The organism is Pseudomonas costantinii, from assembly GCF_001870435.1.
In the GTDB taxonomy this organism is placed as follows: domain Bacteria; phylum Pseudomonadota; class Gammaproteobacteria; order Pseudomonadales; family Pseudomonadaceae; genus Aquipseudomonas; species Aquipseudomonas costantinii.
The window spans coordinates 39,311-54,165 of sequence record NZ_MDDR01000015.1 but is presented as its reverse complement, the minus strand read 5'-3'; the positions used below and the strand labels follow the sequence as shown (position 1 = coordinate 54,165).

The 14,855-nt window shown below is 57.8% G+C and carries 11 protein-coding genes; 10 read left to right on the top strand and 1 reads right to left on the bottom strand.

Going from position 1 to position 14,855, the window contains the following annotated elements; genetic code table 11:
- Positions 1 to 15 precede the first annotated feature (15 nt).
- The 5 genes from BFL40_RS08235 to BFL40_RS08210 all read left to right on the top strand — a co-directional run bounded on the left by BFL40_RS08235 (position 16) and on the right by BFL40_RS08210 (position 6,238).
- On the top strand, positions 16 to 969 hold the full coding sequence (locus BFL40_RS08235) for a FecR family protein (protein ID WP_139213536.1): 954 nt from the start codon (positions 16 to 18) through the stop codon (positions 967 to 969).
- 97 nt (positions 970 to 1,066) lie between these two features.
- Positions 1,067 to 3,472, top strand: coding sequence for a TonB-dependent siderophore receptor (locus BFL40_RS08230; protein ID WP_071483495.1), 2,406 nt, complete (start codon positions 1,067 to 1,069; stop codon positions 3,470 to 3,472).
- Positions 3,473 to 3,668: 196 nt separating this feature from the next.
- On the top strand, positions 3,669 to 4,514 hold the full coding sequence (locus BFL40_RS34045) for a type III secretion effector protein (RefSeq protein ID WP_235864753.1): 846 nt from the start codon (positions 3,669 to 3,671) through the stop codon (positions 4,512 to 4,514).
- A gap of 811 nt (positions 4,515 to 5,325) precedes the next feature.
- Complete coding sequence (locus tag BFL40_RS08215) at positions 5,326 to 5,688, top strand: hypothetical protein (protein WP_071483494.1); 363 nt, start codon at positions 5,326 to 5,328, stop codon at positions 5,686 to 5,688.
- Between the two features lie 13 nt (positions 5,689 to 5,701).
- Entirely contained in the window at positions 5,702 to 6,238 is a 537-nt protein-coding gene (locus tag BFL40_RS08210; protein ID WP_218170212.1) for a type III secretion effector protein, read from the top strand.
- Between the two features lie 27 nt (positions 6,239 to 6,265).
- Here BFL40_RS08210 and BFL40_RS08205 read toward each other — a convergent pair whose 3' ends face one another.
- Entirely contained in the window at positions 6,266 to 7,417 is a 1,152-nt protein-coding gene (locus BFL40_RS08205; protein ID WP_071483492.1) for an MFS transporter, read from the bottom strand.
- 343 nt (positions 7,418 to 7,760) lie between these two features.
- Here BFL40_RS08205 and BFL40_RS08200 point away from each other — a divergent pair, with 343 nt between their 5' ends.
- The 5 genes from BFL40_RS08200 to BFL40_RS08180 all read left to right on the top strand — a co-directional run bounded on the left by BFL40_RS08200 (position 7,761) and on the right by BFL40_RS08180 (position 14,846).
- Positions 7,761 to 8,747 carry a hypothetical protein gene (locus BFL40_RS08200; protein ID WP_071483491.1) on the top strand — a complete coding sequence of 329 codons (987 nt, stop codon included), beginning with the start codon at positions 7,761 to 7,763 and terminating at the stop codon, positions 8,745 to 8,747.
- A gap of 301 nt (positions 8,748 to 9,048) precedes the next feature.
- Positions 9,049 to 11,067, top strand: a complete 2,019-nt coding sequence (locus BFL40_RS08195; RefSeq protein ID WP_071483490.1) for a type VI secretion system Vgr family protein — start codon at positions 9,049 to 9,051, stop codon at positions 11,065 to 11,067.
- Positions 11,067 to 11,903, top strand: a complete 837-nt coding sequence (locus tag BFL40_RS08190) for a DUF4123 domain-containing protein (protein WP_071483489.1) — start codon at positions 11,067 to 11,069, stop codon at positions 11,901 to 11,903. The genes BFL40_RS08195 and BFL40_RS08190 overlap by 1 nt, the downstream gene beginning before the upstream one ends.
- On the top strand, positions 11,896 to 12,675 hold the full coding sequence (locus BFL40_RS08185; RefSeq protein WP_071483488.1) for a hypothetical protein: 780 nt from the start codon (positions 11,896 to 11,898) through the stop codon (positions 12,673 to 12,675). Before BFL40_RS08190 ends, BFL40_RS08185 begins: the two co-directional genes overlap by 8 nt.
- 14 nt (positions 12,676 to 12,689) lie before the next feature.
- A complete protein-coding gene (locus BFL40_RS08180; protein WP_071483487.1) occupies positions 12,690 to 14,846 on the top strand; it encodes a lipase family protein in 2,157 nt (718 codons plus the stop codon).
- Positions 14,847 to 14,855 lie beyond the last annotated feature (9 nt).

The window sequence follows — 14,855 nt, the reverse complement described above, 5'->3', positions numbered from 1 at the left end:
GAAACAGGATCTTCCATGATGGATAGCCGTGCTCGCGACGAAGCCGCGCAATGGTTTGTACGCCTGCAAGACGCCGAGTTGAGCGTCGAAGAGCGGCAGCGTTTCGACACCTGGCGTGCAGAGCAGCCGGAGCACCAATATGAATTCGATGTGTTGCAAGGGCTGTGGAGCGCCACCGACCTGCTGCCCAAAGCTCGCTTGCAGGCGCTATGCGATGCGCCGCTCGAGCGTCCCAAGCGTCGCGCCGTATTGCGTTATGCGGTTGCCGCGAGTGTGGTGACGGTCGCCTTGGGGCTGGGGTTGTTCAGCGGGCTTGATCATCCAAAACCCTACAATGCCGAGTTCAGTACCCGATTGGGTGAGCATCGCCAGGTGGCCTTGCCCGACGGTTCGGTGATGGACCTGAACAGCCGCAGTGTGGTCGCGGTGCACTATGAAAAAGGCCGGCGCGGTGTGGAGCTCAAGCAGGGCGAAGCGATGTTCAGCGTCGAGCATGACATCAGCCGACCGTTTGTCGTGGCCGCCGGGGCAGGGCAGGTGACGGTCACCGGTACGCGGTTTGATGTACGCCGTGATGACGACCAGACCCGTGTGGCGGTCGAGGCCGGTACGGTCAAGGTGCAGGGGCGTTCGTCGGATCAGAGTGTGATGCTTACGGCCGGCCGGGGTACGCATGTCGATTCGCTTGGGCAAGTCGCAGCAGCCTATGCGGTGAATACCGATGAACTGACGGCCTGGCGCAGCGGCAAGCTGGTGTTCAACAACGCCACACTCGGCGAAGTAGCCCGGGAAGTGTCGCGTTACCGCGAGCAACCCTTGCGGGTCAGTACGGCTGCGGTGGGCAACCTGCGCTTGACCAGCGTGTTCAAATCCAGCGACACCGATGCCTTGCTCAAAGCCTTGCCGCACATCCTGCCGGTCGCCTTGCGAACCTTGCCGGACGGCAGCCAGGAAATTATTTCACGTTGATATTCAGGTTTTTTTCGAGTTCTTCGTCTTCCTTTGTAACTGCAACTGGTTTGCATTAACAGCCGCATACTCTTGCGATTACAGGACTAAGTTCGACGTGAAAAAACTCGCCGTGAACAACAATAAAATCTCCCGCTGGGTGCCCCTGGCCCTGGCGCTTGCTGTCAGTGTCGCGCTGCCAGCGGCCTACGCTGCGGACGGCATTCATATCCGCGCCCAACCCCTGGGCGCGGCGCTGAGCCAATTGGGCCAGCAGACTTCTCTGCAAGTGTTTTTCAGTCCCGACATGGTCGCGGGCAAGCAAGCACCAGCGGTCGACGGCAACGTTTCACCGGAACAAGCCCTGCGCCAGTTGTTGCAAGGCAGTGGCCTGGATTACCAGATCGACGCCGGCTCCGTGACTCTACGCCCGCTGAGCAGTGGCACTGGTGAAGCCGGCTCGCCTCTGGAACTGGGCGTCACCGACATCAAGGTGGTCGGTGACTGGCTCGGCGATGCCAACGCCGCAGTGGTGCAGAACCACCCTGGCGCGCGCACGGTCATCCGTCGCGAAGCCATGGTGGAGCAGGGCGCAATGAATGTCGGTGACGTGCTGCGTCGTGTCCCTGGGGTGCAGGTGCAGGAATCCAACGGTACCGGCGGCAGCGATATTTCCCTGAACGTGGGTGTGCGTGGCCTGACCTCACGCCTGTCGCCGCGCTCCACGGTGCTGATCGACGGCGTGCCGGCGGCGTTTGCCCCGTACGGTCAACCACAACTGTCGATGGCACCGATCTCCGCCGGGAACCTGGACAGCATCGACGTGGTACGCGGCGCCGGTTCCGTGCGTTATGGGCCACAGAACGTCGGCGGTGTGATCAACTTCGTGACCCGTGCGATTCCGGAGAAGTTTTCCGGCGACGTCGGTACTACCCTGGAAACCTCGGCCCACGGCGGTTGGAAACACATTGAAAACGCTTTCGTCGGCGGTACGGCGGACAACGGCATCGGAGCTGCGTTGCTGTATTCCGGGGTCAAGGGCGATGGCTACCGCAACAGCAACAATTCCAACGACATCGACGACGTCATCTTCAAGACTCACTGGGCGCCGACCGATCAAGACGATTTCTCGCTGAACTTCCACTACTACGACGCCAGCGCCGATATGCCCGGCGGCCTGACCCAGAAGCAGTTCAGCGCCAATCCGTACCAATCGGTGCGTGACTGGGACAACTTCAGCGGCCGCCGCAAGGACGTGTCTTTCAAATACATCCGCCAGATTGACGACCGTACCCAGGCCGAAGTGCTGACCTACTATTCCGACAGCTTCCGTGGCAGCAACATCGCCAACCGTGACCTGAAGACCCTCGGTTCCTACCCGCGCACCTACTACACTTTCGGCATCGAGCCGCGGGTCTCCCATGTGTTCGACGTGGGTCCGAGCACCCAGGAAGTTAGCCTCGGTTATCGCTATCTCAAAGAAGGCATGCACGAGCAGGCGACCAGCCTGAACCTGGTCAACAACGTACCAACACCGGGCGGGCAGAGCGACGGTCATGTCTACCAGGACCGGACTGGCGGTACCGAGGCCAACGCCTTCTATATCGATAACAAGGTCGATATCGGCAAGTGGACCATTACTCCGGGCATACGCTTCGAAGACATCAAGACCACCTGGCATGACCGCCCGGTAGTCGCCTTGAACGGTGTGCGCACCCAGGAGAAAAATCGCGAGGTCAGCAACAACGAACCGCTACCGGCCTTGAGCGTGATGTACCACGTATCCGACGCCTGGAAACTGTTCGCCAACTACGAAACGTCTTTCGGCAGCCTGCAGTACTTCCAACTCGGCCAGGGTGGCACCGGCGACCAGACCGCCAACGGCCTGAACCCGGAAAAAGCCAAGACCTACGAGATTGGTACGCGCTACAACGATAGCGTCTGGGGCGGTGAGGTAACGCTGTTCTACATCGACTTCTCGGATGAGTTGCAATACGTCAGCAACGATGTGGGCTGGACCAATCTGGGCGCCACCAAGCACCAAGGTATTGAAACATCGGCCCACTATGACCTGTCGAACCTGGACCCGCGTCTGGACGGCCTGACCGCTAGCGCCGGTTTCACCTACACCAAGGCCACCTCCGAGGGCGATGTACCCTTCAAGGGCCGCGACCTGCCGCTGTACTCCCGTGAAGTGGCCACTTTGGGACTGCGCTATGGCGTGAACCACTGGACCCACAACCTGGACGTTTACGCTCAGTCCGGTCAACGTGCGCCAGGCACCGGCACCACCTATATCACTCAGGGCACAGCCGATGGTCAGTACGGTGACATTCCGGGTTATGTCTCAGTCAACGTGCGCAGCGGTTATGACTTCGGTGCGCAGCTGTCGAATCTGAAACTGGGCGTGGGCGTGAAAAACGTCTTCGACCAACAGCACTACACGCGCTCCAGTGACAACAATGCCGGGTTGTATCTGGGTGAGCCACGTACGTTCTTCGTACAGGCAAGCGTCGGGTTCTGACCTGCCGGTGAGACGAAAAATCGCAGCTCAAGGGCTGCGATTTTTTTTGCCTGTTTCCTACGCCTTTTTAACCAGCTTACTGCTTGATCAGGAACCTATTCCGACAGATGCGCCACACAAGTGGAGACCCGATTGTCCTCGACGTAACGGTGGAGCGACAGGTTAAAGATCTAACATTATTGTACTGGAGGCACCTATGTCGATATCGACTCTCGATACACCTGTATCTGTTTCATCTACCACTGACACTTCTCAGTTCAACCCTAAACCCGATGCCAAGGCCAGCCGTCCGGCACCTGCCGCACCGTCCTACGACGGCGGCAACAACACCGGAGGCGTCAATTTTTCGCGAGAAAACCAGGCCGGACCAATGTTTGGCGATCGTCATCCTCCGACTCATCGTCACAGTGATCACAATCACTTTGCCCATCACCAAAACACTTCTGCAATGACGCCGGCCTTACCCCAGGGGCTCCTGCAGCAGCTCCAGCAGTGGTTGGGGCAATGGTTTGTCGGGCAGCGTCCCCCTATGCATTCACATTGCGACAGTGCGCCGCCAAGGCCTGATCCCAGCATTGGCAAGCCGCACCCGCACCCGCACCCGCACCTGCCGGTTAAACCAGGCCCCAACTACTCAACGAAAAGTAATGAGCAATTGGGGCAGGCGCTGCTGGACAACTTCAAGGCGTTTTCAGGGTCGAGTCAATCGATGACCATGAATACCAGCGCTATTAAAGAGATGGCGGGAAGACCTCTGGGTAGGAACCCCGTTATGAATCAAAATATTCAACTGGCCAGAGAGCTTATGCGGCGTCCCGAGGTGATCGCCGCCTTTGACCGAAACAGTGGGACGGGGGCGCTGGACGGTCAGATCGATAAGCGGCAATTGGGCAGTGTCATTCGCGACGATAACCTCTTCAAATACAAGACTGACAAGGAAATAGGTCAGGAGATGCTCAGCCATTTCAATCAATTGAAAGAGGGTTTTGGAGGACGCGAAATTAATATCAGAGACCTGAAAAACTGGCCGCTAAACCCCTGACGGGCGACTCTCCAAGGGACCACCTAATTCAATTGGCTCAGGCGGTCCTCAAACGCAGTGATTTACTGACAAAAATGGACAATCTCGCGAGCAGAGACGCAGATGGCCGAATCAGCAAACATGCACTCCAAATATTATCCCGCTAGCTGAAAGAGCGGAGTGCAGTCAGGCGTTGCGAATGTTTGCGGCGCCTCGGGCTTTGGATTGTGTCAGGAACTATTTCTATCCATTCGCCACTCAGGGCATACAACCCTAGCGGCTTTAACGAAAACGGCCGCTTTTCAGACACTGAATCAGGGCCCAGACATGACTTCAACTGCGTTTCAATCCAGCCAAACCGTTGGCGGTGAGGCCTTTCACAATGTGCATGACGTAGATCGGTCAACCCCGGTAAACGCCGAGGGGGCATCGACAGGCGTCGCCCCAGTGCCCCTATCAAACGGATACGCCGCAGAAAGGCTGCGTATGAAAGCCTTTGCGGTCCAATGCAAATTCCACGCGCCGGTCGCCGATGATTTCACCCGCGGTATGCTTGAGCCTGGGCAGGAAAGCCAGACTGACGCCAAGTTAGTATGCGCATGGGCGGCGCTGATCAAGGGCCTCACACGTTGGTGGTGTGGGCAAAAACCAGGTTGATCCCGCGCCTCACTTTTTTACACGCTGTTATTGGTATTCACACGCCGCCCGGAACTATTGCGTTCAGCTAACCACACATCGGTTGCTTGCTGCTCTGGAATCAATTCGATGATTCGGGGCACCTCTGTGGTGGCTTTCAGGCAAGCGCAGATCTGGAAAAGGTGGGAGATGACGCATGAAAATTGAGGGTGCAATACCGCGCGGGCAGCCAACGACCATGGACGGGGTAGAGGTCCGTTGGGCTTCGCCGCCGCCCGTTGTTTACCCGCCCAGCGATGATCAATACGCCCGGCAGGATGTGCCGCCGCGGCGGCCCGCGCTGTTGCGAGGAACCTTGTCCTCGCTGCGCTACCAGGCGTTGCAGAACGCACCGGCTACTCGCGCGAACACCGCCCCCCCCGGTCCGAACTCCACCGATAGCCAGTTGGCGGGCGAGTTGGAGAGAAACTTCGGCGAGTTGCACTCTTTTTTCAAGGACGGGCGATTGACGCAGTCATCTCTGCGGCAATTGGCAGCTGAAACGCTGCTGGGAGACTAATGTGCGGGACCGCATGATCCTGGTGGCCAGGGAAATTCTCAAACGCCCGCTTTTGAATGACTCGATCATCGATTGCGAGGGGTATATCACCCGTGACAGCCTGAGCGCCGTCGCCGCAGCCTTGCTGGGTAACAGCTCCCCCGGAGGCTTCAGCCCGGACCCTTTTCATGGCCAAGGCAATGCCAAGGTTGTTCAGGCTCTGCAAGGCTATTTCAAACAACTGAGGGACAAACCCAAAGATCGAACGGTTTTTTTTGAAGCGCTTGAATACTTGGAAATTGCGCTGCTCAAAGCCGTGATGAATGACCCCGATGACACCGATTCACAGGGGATGCCCATTCTGGAGCCCGCTACTGGGCTACCCAGGAAGAAGTACAGCGAACACTGTGTGTACACGGCAAAAAACGTCATTGAGCGTCCGGGCTTACTACGTTCATTGGAGCGTGCCAATAACATGCGCTTGTTTGGTCGTCCCAAGCACGACGGGTGGCTTTGCAACAGAAGCCTGGAGCGCTGGCTGGAACAGCAAGAGATGTACAAAGCCAGGTAGCATCCTGGCCTTGTGAGATGAGCGGTATTACACCTTGAGAATTTTACCGCTGATGGCCACACCCGCCAGTAACACTGCGATCAGCACAAAGGCGGTGCTCAAACTGCTGCCGTGGGCGATGAAGCCAATCACTGCAGGGCCGGCGAGAATGCCGGCATAACCCAGGGTGGTGATGGCCGGCACTGCGATATGTTCCGGCATGACCTTTTGTTTACCAACGGCGGTGTACAGCACCGGTACGATATTCGAACAGCCGGCACCCACCAGTGCATACCCCAGCAGCGCCGTTTCCCAAGCTGGCAATAGTGTGGCGAGCAACAGGCCAGCGGTGGCCAGCGTGCCACCGATCACGATCACCCGGGTGGCGCCAAGGCGTCGAACAATGGCATCACCGGTCAGGCGCCCAGCGGTCATAGTCAAGGCAAAGGCCGCGTAGCCAAGGCCGGCGTAAGCCTCATCGAGGCCACGCTCGGCGCTGAGGAACACAGCACTCCAATCCAGCACGGCACCTTCAGCTAAAAATACGATAAAACACAGGCAGCCGATAAACAGCACCACGCCGTGAGGCACGGCGAACGCCGGGCCTGAACTTTCGCTGCCGTAGGGCAGCAGGTGCGGGCCAGCTTTGAGCAGCGCGATTGCCATGATGACAATCACCACCAGGGTCGCCTGCAGCGGCGACAGGCCCAGCCCCAACAATCCGGCAACACCCGCGGCGCCGACTATGCCACCCAGGCTGAACAAACCATGGAAGCCCGACATCATGGTTTTTCCACTGGCTCGCTCAACGATCACCGCTTGCAGGTTGACCGTCGAGTCCACGGTACCCAGGCCTGCGCCAAACAAGAACAGCCCAGCCATCAGCAACGGAATCGAACTGACAGTGGCGAGCATCGGCAGGGCCACGCAGATAATGATCGTGCCAGCAGTCAGCACGCGTCGGCAGCCATAGCGCGATGCCAGTGCGCCCGCCACCGGCATGGCAATGATTGACCCCACCCCCAGGCACAACAGCAGCAGGCCAAGCGTGCCCTCGTTGAGTTGCGCTCGCGCTTTGGCATAGGGCACCAGTGGTGCCCAGGCCGCGATGCCGAAACCAGCGATGAAAAAAGCGATGCGGGTCGACATTTGTTCCAGCCGCCCGGGAACCACGGGCGCTGAGGTGGGGATGGCAGTCATGAAAAATCCTTGGTTGCGCGTTCAACGAACGATGTCCGGCGCGACATCCTTGCATATCAGGCCCTGTCGAGCGAGTTGGGTTCCGTTTGCAGGTCACGACTTTTATTTTTACACATCGGGAACGTGCTGGACGTTAGTGGCCACACAGGAGCAATCGAACCTGCAGGCGGTGGCCTGGAAGGTGCGTAATTCTCGCGAAAAATGCTGAGCCCCGGGTTTCTCGCGGTGGATTACCACCTTCCAGTCCTCCTCCCGGCAGCGGGCTGTTCTGTAATACGCTGTTGCCCCAGTGTGTAGGTAACTGGACGGACGAGACGATGAAGATTCTCAGGCAGGTGGCAACATGACCCTGTTCTACGACGCGCGGGGCAATATCTACGGGGTGGTCAGCCCGGTCTATTTACGAAATCAAGGCATTGAAGTGCCCGAACACGCCGACCTGGCTGCGAACGCGCGCAAGGATTGGGCATCGTCGGCTATCGCCGCCGAATGTGGATGGGGCGCGTTACCGCATGCGGTCGATGCCAAGGCACACCGCTGCGATGGCTTGTTGGTCGGACCGTTCCAGGCTACGCCGCCGTTTGACCTGTTGATCGTCAATACAGATGGCACACTCGCCGAACGCAGTGGCAACGGTTTGACGATTTTTGCTCAGGCACTGACCGATCAGGGCTTGATGACTCAGGGGTGTGAGTTGCGGGTCCATCACGACAAGTCTGATGCGGCATCACCGGTTGCAACGTACGCGGAACCTGCGGTCTACGAACACGTCGCAGGGTTCTGGCTGGCCCTGGGGCAACCGGCGTTCGGGCCATCAGCGGTAGGCGCTGACGGGGTTGATACGGTTGCAGTGAGGCATCGTGAGTTCAGTCATGTGGCTGCGCTGGCTGCGATCAACCCGCAATGGGTATGTAGTCAGTTTGTTCGTGTGGGCAATCCCCATTGCGTGACACTCGTCGAGCAAGAGGGGGCATTACCTGACAATCAGTCGATGCATCAACCTGCGCTGCTTGATCTATTGCAGGCGATTGCCTTTGCACCCCCAGTCGGTCGCGGCCAGCTTTGTGCTGCTGGGGTCAATCTGCAATGGGCCGCCAGGTCTGTGGGCAATCGGGTTATCGCACGGGTGTTTGAGCGAGGAGAGGGGCCTACCGCGTCCTCAGGGACCAGCGCCAGTGCAGTGGCTTGCGCATCGTGGCGGGCGGGTTGGGTCGAGAGCGGGGAAGTGGCTGTGGTCATGCCGGGCGGCACGGCGCCGGTGCGGTTGCAAAGTCAGGGTGAAACATTGCTGAGCGTCAGTTTGTTCGGGACTGCACGGCCGCAAACCTGAGATTGGAAGAACGGCTGATATCTTTAATAAGTGTCAGCTGTTTCTTTATCTATTAGTTATGTTTGTAAGGCGAGTGTAAGAGTTTTCTTGTTGTTGCAGGTTATTTGAATATTTCTTTGTCTTATTCTGTAAAAGACTCTTCCGACCACTTCGTATGAAACTTCTTTTTTATTTTCAGGGAGCTTAATTTCGCCTGAAATCGCTAAGCTTCACTGCGTTCAGGCGCTTTTTCCCAGCCGTTAAATCAACATCCTCCGGGAGAAAGCCTTTCAGTAAAATAACTGATGATGGGTAACTACGGATGGTGGGTGAGTTTGTTTCGTCACGTTTTAAGTTGATCCTTACAGAGGTAGTCAGTGACTTTCAGGTGCTGGCTTTCAAAGGCAGTGAAGTTCTTGATCAGCCCTATTTCATTCAACTGGAGTTAGTCAGCGAAAACCCATCCCTTGATCTGGAGGCGCTGCTCCACCAGCCTGCCTATCTTGATTTTGGCGAAGCGGATGCCGGGCTCCATGGGCAGGTTTACGCCATCGGTCGGGATGATCCGGGGGGGCGGCTCACCCGGTATCACCTCACCCTGGCGCCCCGCCTGGCGTGTCTTGCCCTCCGGCGTGACCAGCGGATTTTCCAACAGCGCAGTGTGCCGCAGATTATCGCCTCGGTACTCGAACACCACGGCATCCTTGCCGACGCCTATGCCTTTGAACTCGGCCCAGTGGTCTATCCGCCACGCACGTTCTGCGTGCAGTACGCGGAAACCGACCTGCACTTCATCCAGCGGTTGTGTGAGGAGGAGGGCATTCACTACCACTTTCGCCATCGTCCAAATAATCATCTATTGGTGTTTGGTGATGACCAGACGGTGTTTCGACGCTTGCCTGCGCAACGTTACTGCTCAGTGGGCGACCAGGCGGTCGGAACGAGAGTGATCCGTCGTTTCGATGTACGCCTGGAAACCCGCAGCCGGCAAACGGAGCGCCGTGACTATGACTTCGAACACCCTTCGTTGCGCCTTCAAGACAAGGCCGGCCCTCCATCGGCGCAATCCCTGGAAGACTACCGTTACCCTGCCGGTTTCACTGACCATGCGCGGGGTCGGCAATTGGCGCGCAGGGGGTTGGAGCGACATCAGGGCGACCGTCATCGTGCATTAGGTAAAAGTGATCAACCGGCTTTGAGCAGCGGTCACTTTCTCGAACTGTGTGACCACCCGGACCCGGCTTGTAACGATCTGTGGTTGATCACCTCGGTGCGTCATGAGGGTTATCAACCGCAAGTGCTGGAGGAGGCGGTGTATGAGGTGGGCGTATTCCAGGGGTATCGCAACCGATTCACTGCAACGCCATGGCGTGCAGTGTATCGACCGTCTCTCAAGCACCCTAAGCCAACCATCAATGGCAGCCAGACCGCCACGGTGACGGGGCCGCCAGGCGAGGAGGTGCATTGCGATGCCTATGGCCGGGTGAAGGTCCGTTTTCATTGGGACCGCCTGGACAACACCGATGAAAAAAGCAGTTGCTGGGTACGTGTGGCATCCGGTTGGGCGGGCGATGGCTTTGGCGCGACGTTGATTCCGCGAGTGGGCATGGAAGTGCTGGTGACCTTTCTGGAAGGCGACCCCGACCGGCCGTTGATCAACGGTTGCCTACCCAATGCACTGCACATGCCTACTTATCCTTTGCCGCAACACAAGACGCGTAGCGTATTGCGTAGCCGCAGTTCCCTTGGCGGCGCGGGCGCCAACGAGCTGCACCTTGAAGACCGCCGTGGCGAGGAGCTTATCTACCTGCGCGCCCAGCGTGATCTGGAGCAGCGGGTGGGGCATGACAGCCGCTTGGAGGTGGCTGGCGAGCGCCGAGAAAACATTCGGGGGCTAAGCACGGTTCACTTGGCTGGCGGGGAACATCATCAGGTGACGGGCGATCGCAAGGTCGTGCTCAACGCGAACGATCATCTGAACATACAAGGTGATAGCCAGACCCACGTTGGCCAGTCCCTGATCATCGAAGCTGGGCAACAGGTCTACCTCAAGGCCGGTGCCAGCCTGGTTATCGACGCGGGCGCGCAACTGAGCCTCAAGGCTGGAGGAGAGCACCTGCTGATCCAGGCGGGCGCGATTTTCAGCAGCAGGCCCATCACCGTCGGCGGATTGCCGCCTGTTACTCGGTTGGCAAACCCACTGTCGGTAACGGAGCGCCCGAAAATATCTGCCGCGCAGGATGCACTCATGGATGTCGCCCGGCAGTTGGGCGCCGACTTTTGTCCGGTGTGCGAGCCATGCCGCGAAGGCCAGTGCAACATCATTGGGAGGGCTGCTTGATGGAGAGCATGCCAGGCCGGTGGATGGCCCAACAGCAACAGGCGGGGCGTCGACTCTGCCTGATCCTTGACGGTAAACACGACGCGCATCAAGCGCTGTTGGCTGTCCGTACGCTGTCGCAGTATTGCCGTTTCTACAATGAGACCGCCGTGGTCGAGCTGGCAACGGCGGGGCCGTTGATCCTGCTATTGGATCAGGTAGGCGAACCTGCGCTGGTCGATTTGCTGCAAACCCCCCAAGCGAACTGGGGCTGGTTGGGCAGTCTGCCCGACGAAGACTTGGCTGACGTGGTTCGGCACTGGCGCGAGCGCCTGCTGGTCGGGCCAGCGGGAAGCCAATCCGTGTATCGCTTTCACGATAACCGCACCCTGGCTCGGGCGTTGGCTCATCTTGCGAACGAGCATTTGCCGGTATTCCTCGGCCCGCTGATCAGCGTGTGTTACTGGCATGAGGACCACTGGTGCCAGAGCGAAAATCCTGCCCCAGGTGAGTATCCGGTGCCTGTTCCCGCGCCCTGGTTGAACACTCCCAATCCCCAGGCTGCAGCCATCCTGCACGCCAATATCCTGCGCTACCTGCTGACCGAGCACAGCGAATGCCTCGCTGCTTTGGTCGAGTTCCAGGACCCCAGAGTCTGGCTGGCGCAGGTGCTGGAACAAGCCCGTGCCTGGCAGTGGCGTGGGCCGCAGCAGCTTGAATTCCTGGTGGTACGTCGGATGGAGGAGGCGACGCGAGCCAGTGTCATTCGGTGGCAGCCAATAGAAGGGGAGACGCCGGGGGATCATTTTGAACGGGTGTCGGAACAGTGGCGCAGGTTGGGGGGAAAGTATGAGTAGGCGAACACTTGGGGCGTTAGTAGCACTTGGAACGGGATGGCTTTCAGGGTGTGCGGTGGGGCCGGTTGATCGCTTTACGCTGGAGGTGGATTTGCCGCCGGATTTTGAACTCAAAACGGCTGCTAACTACCGTCCCGCTACGGGTGAGACCTGCACCTTGCCGGTACGCCGGGGCAAGAGACCAGAACGGAAGCTGTTTTTTACGGAATTCAATCCTGTGGCCAACCGGGTGAGTTATGAGTTGCCGTTAAGTGAAACCATTGAGGGGTGCCCTTCGGTGTTGAGCAGTGTGCAGTTTGAGTTTTATGCGAAGTGGGGAAAGCGTAATTCGGACGTAGGAGGGGACAAAGCGAGCATTGGTATTCCAGATCGCTTGCCGGACGGTTTTCCGGAAATGCCTGAGTCGGGGGTACAGGAGTTGCGAGGGCAATGTCGATGGTATTTCCGCACGGTAGGTCGCTCACATGCGATTACCAAAATGCTGGAGTGCAATTCGTTGGATGAACTGGGGAAACCGGAAAAATATAAAGCGGGTGGTGGTGCTCAACGAGATCAGTTGAAGGGGAAAATACTCAGGCTGGTACTGAATGTTATTGAGGAGGAGTTACCTGCTTTTGGCAACAGTTGGATAGCAGTTCCGGGAGGCTGGAAACGTTGTAGAGGTAAGAGCTTTGAAGATCTGTCCGCCTACTGCGGTAGCAATACCACAGACTTCAAGCCGATAAAAATGCCGGATGGGCGCATTTGTGACGTTTATCCAACGTGTAAATGACAGGGAGCGAACTTATGAAACAGGACGTTTGGAAGCAACCTTTTTTTAGCAGCAAGATGCCTGCTTGCGCGTTGAAAGGACATTGGGCGAGCTTCTGCCTGGTCGATGAAGCTGGCAGTGGAAAGGCTTACGGCGGTCTCCCGTACACTATCCACGACAGTACGGGGCGACAGTACGATGGTCGATTGAATGGGGACGGATTCGCCAAGTTACAAGGGTTTTACTGCGGTCCGGTCGTTCTTCAGTTAGATAGCCTGTATTCCGGATCGGAAGAACCATATAGCCGATTGCGTATTCGCCGGACGTACCCGTTACCTATCACCGAACTTCAAATTCGCGCCGAACAAACCCGGTTCTCTACCGAAGATGGCCAGCGTATTGAAGGCAATCCCGCACAGTCGCAAGCAGACCGGTTTTATCAAGTTGAAGTCCGGGATCTGGTCCGCCATGTTGCCCACCTACCACCGCAATTGATCAGACCGAATAGCCCTCAACGTCATGCGTTAAAAATGATGGCCGACCTGGGGTTTGGCCCTCCCCAACCTAGCCTGACAGGGGTCGTGTTATTCCCCAATCAACATAGCGTATTGGAAGTGCGACCTTTACGCGCCTTACGCCCGATGCTCTCCACTGAAGACCAGTTCTGTGCCTTGAACCTGTATCAGTTGGCCCTGATGTCTGCCTTGAGTTACTGCGATTTTGGCCAGCAACCACCCAAGAAACCGGTTGACCAAGTGACGTTCCCGCTGGACCCAACGGTTGGAAATCTGTTTGCTGAAAAACTGTCGGGATTTGAGGACGCCTGGCGAGTTGACCCCGAGCAAGTGCAGCGTTTTTATCCGCTCTACGAGGAGGTTCCTTACTCCCTGCGTTTTGAGATCCTTCCCTTTGATCCTGAACGGTACCCACAAAATCGTCCGCAACTGGAGAAGCAACAGGAGCATCCCGCGAGCCTGCACTTTTTCGACGATGAAAAGTTCGGTACTGACACTCAGGCATTCATCACTCACCACGATGAAGTCATCCTGATCTCTGTGCGGGGTACGGTCAGTGGTGCCGATATCTTGCGTGACGCAAATGCCCATCAGGTGGATTTTGCCGATGGTGTCGGTCAGGCGCATGAGGGTTTTTACCTGGCTTATCAAGCGATGCGCACATTCGTGCTGCATTACCTCGATCAGTTCCACACTGGCCAACGCATCGTGATTTGCGGCCACAGCCTGGGCGGCGCAATCGCGTTGCTCTTGGCGGAAGGACTACGCCGCACTCCTGATCGTGACTACAACATCCTCCTCTACACCTATGGCGCCCCCCGCGCCGCCGACTCGGAATTCACCGACGGCGCCTCATCCCTGGTCCACCACCGCATCGTCAACCACAACGACCCCGTCCCCAGCGTCCCAGCCCCGTGGATGAACACCACTGCGAAACTCTGGGTTCCAGGAGCCGTGATGCTATTCAGCGCCCCCGCCCCGGCTGGCCTTTTGTTCGCCGCTGGTCTGGTGCGCGTCGGTGGCAATCCGTACCAGCATCACGGTGAACAGCAGCATTTCATGCCGATCAAACTCCCGGATGGCACCCAATCCTCGGTGCTATGGAAGCCCGGCTGTGAGTCGATCCTGGAGGCAGGCTGCAACCGTGCGATACAACTCCATGGCGATATGCCCGACCGCGAGAACCTGCTGAGACAGCTGTTCCAAGCCAACCAGCACTTTATGACCGCCAGCTACATCCCAGCGGCCTGGGCCACCTTGCGACGCTGGCAACAAACGGTGGAAAACCAAGGGCCTTTGGTCACACCAAGAGAGTTTGAGTTACTCGACCATGCGCTTGAGACCATGACTCAACAACTGCGTGACAAAAATCGTGAACTTGAACATCGTCGCCCCCCGAACCAGCGTGGCTATGCGCACGAACATAACCAGGCGTTGAACGCCGAAATCGATCGATTGCGCACCAGTCGCCAGCGTTTGGAATCTCTACGCTGGCGTCGTCTTGAAGCACGCGACGTATACGGCAGTCATGCTCGTTCCGCCAACCTGCAAGCCAGCCTCAAACGTTGGTTCAGCCACCGTGAAAACCGCGAGATCTCCCAAGTCGCCAGTATCCCGCCACCCTCCCACAATGATCGGGGGAGGGTGCAACCACTGGACATCGATTCGATTGTTTAACCAAACCTC

What these genes read in the sequence shown, in the direction of transcription:
- BFL40_RS08235 (WP_139213536.1), top strand. Translation starts at nt 16, where the DNA reads ATGATGGATAGCCGTGCTCGCGACGAAGCCGCGCAATGGTTTGTACGC.
- BFL40_RS34045 (WP_235864753.1), top strand. Translation starts at nt 3,669, where the DNA reads ATGTCGATATCGACTCTCGATACACCTGTATCTGTTTCATCTACCACT.
- BFL40_RS08215 (WP_071483494.1), top strand. Translation starts at nt 5,326, where the DNA reads ATGAAAATTGAGGGTGCAATACCGCGCGGGCAGCCAACGACCATGGAC.
- BFL40_RS08210 (WP_218170212.1), top strand. Translation starts at nt 5,702, where the DNA reads ATGATCCTGGTGGCCAGGGAAATTCTCAAACGCCCGCTTTTGAATGAC.
- BFL40_RS08205 (WP_071483492.1), bottom strand. Translation starts at nt 7,417, where the DNA reads ATGACTGCCATCCCCACCTCAGCGCCCGTGGTTCCCGGGCGGCTGGAA.
- BFL40_RS08200 (WP_071483491.1), top strand. Translation starts at nt 7,761, where the DNA reads ATGACCCTGTTCTACGACGCGCGGGGCAATATCTACGGGGTGGTCAGC.
- BFL40_RS08195 (WP_071483490.1), top strand. Translation starts at nt 9,049, where the DNA reads ATGGTGGGTGAGTTTGTTTCGTCACGTTTTAAGTTGATCCTTACAGAG.
- BFL40_RS08190 (WP_071483489.1), top strand. Translation starts at nt 11,067, where the DNA reads ATGGAGAGCATGCCAGGCCGGTGGATGGCCCAACAGCAACAGGCGGGG.
- BFL40_RS08185 (WP_071483488.1), top strand. Translation starts at nt 11,896, where the DNA reads ATGAGTAGGCGAACACTTGGGGCGTTAGTAGCACTTGGAACGGGATGG.
- BFL40_RS08180 (WP_071483487.1), top strand. Translation starts at nt 12,690, where the DNA reads ATGAAACAGGACGTTTGGAAGCAACCTTTTTTTAGCAGCAAGATGCCT.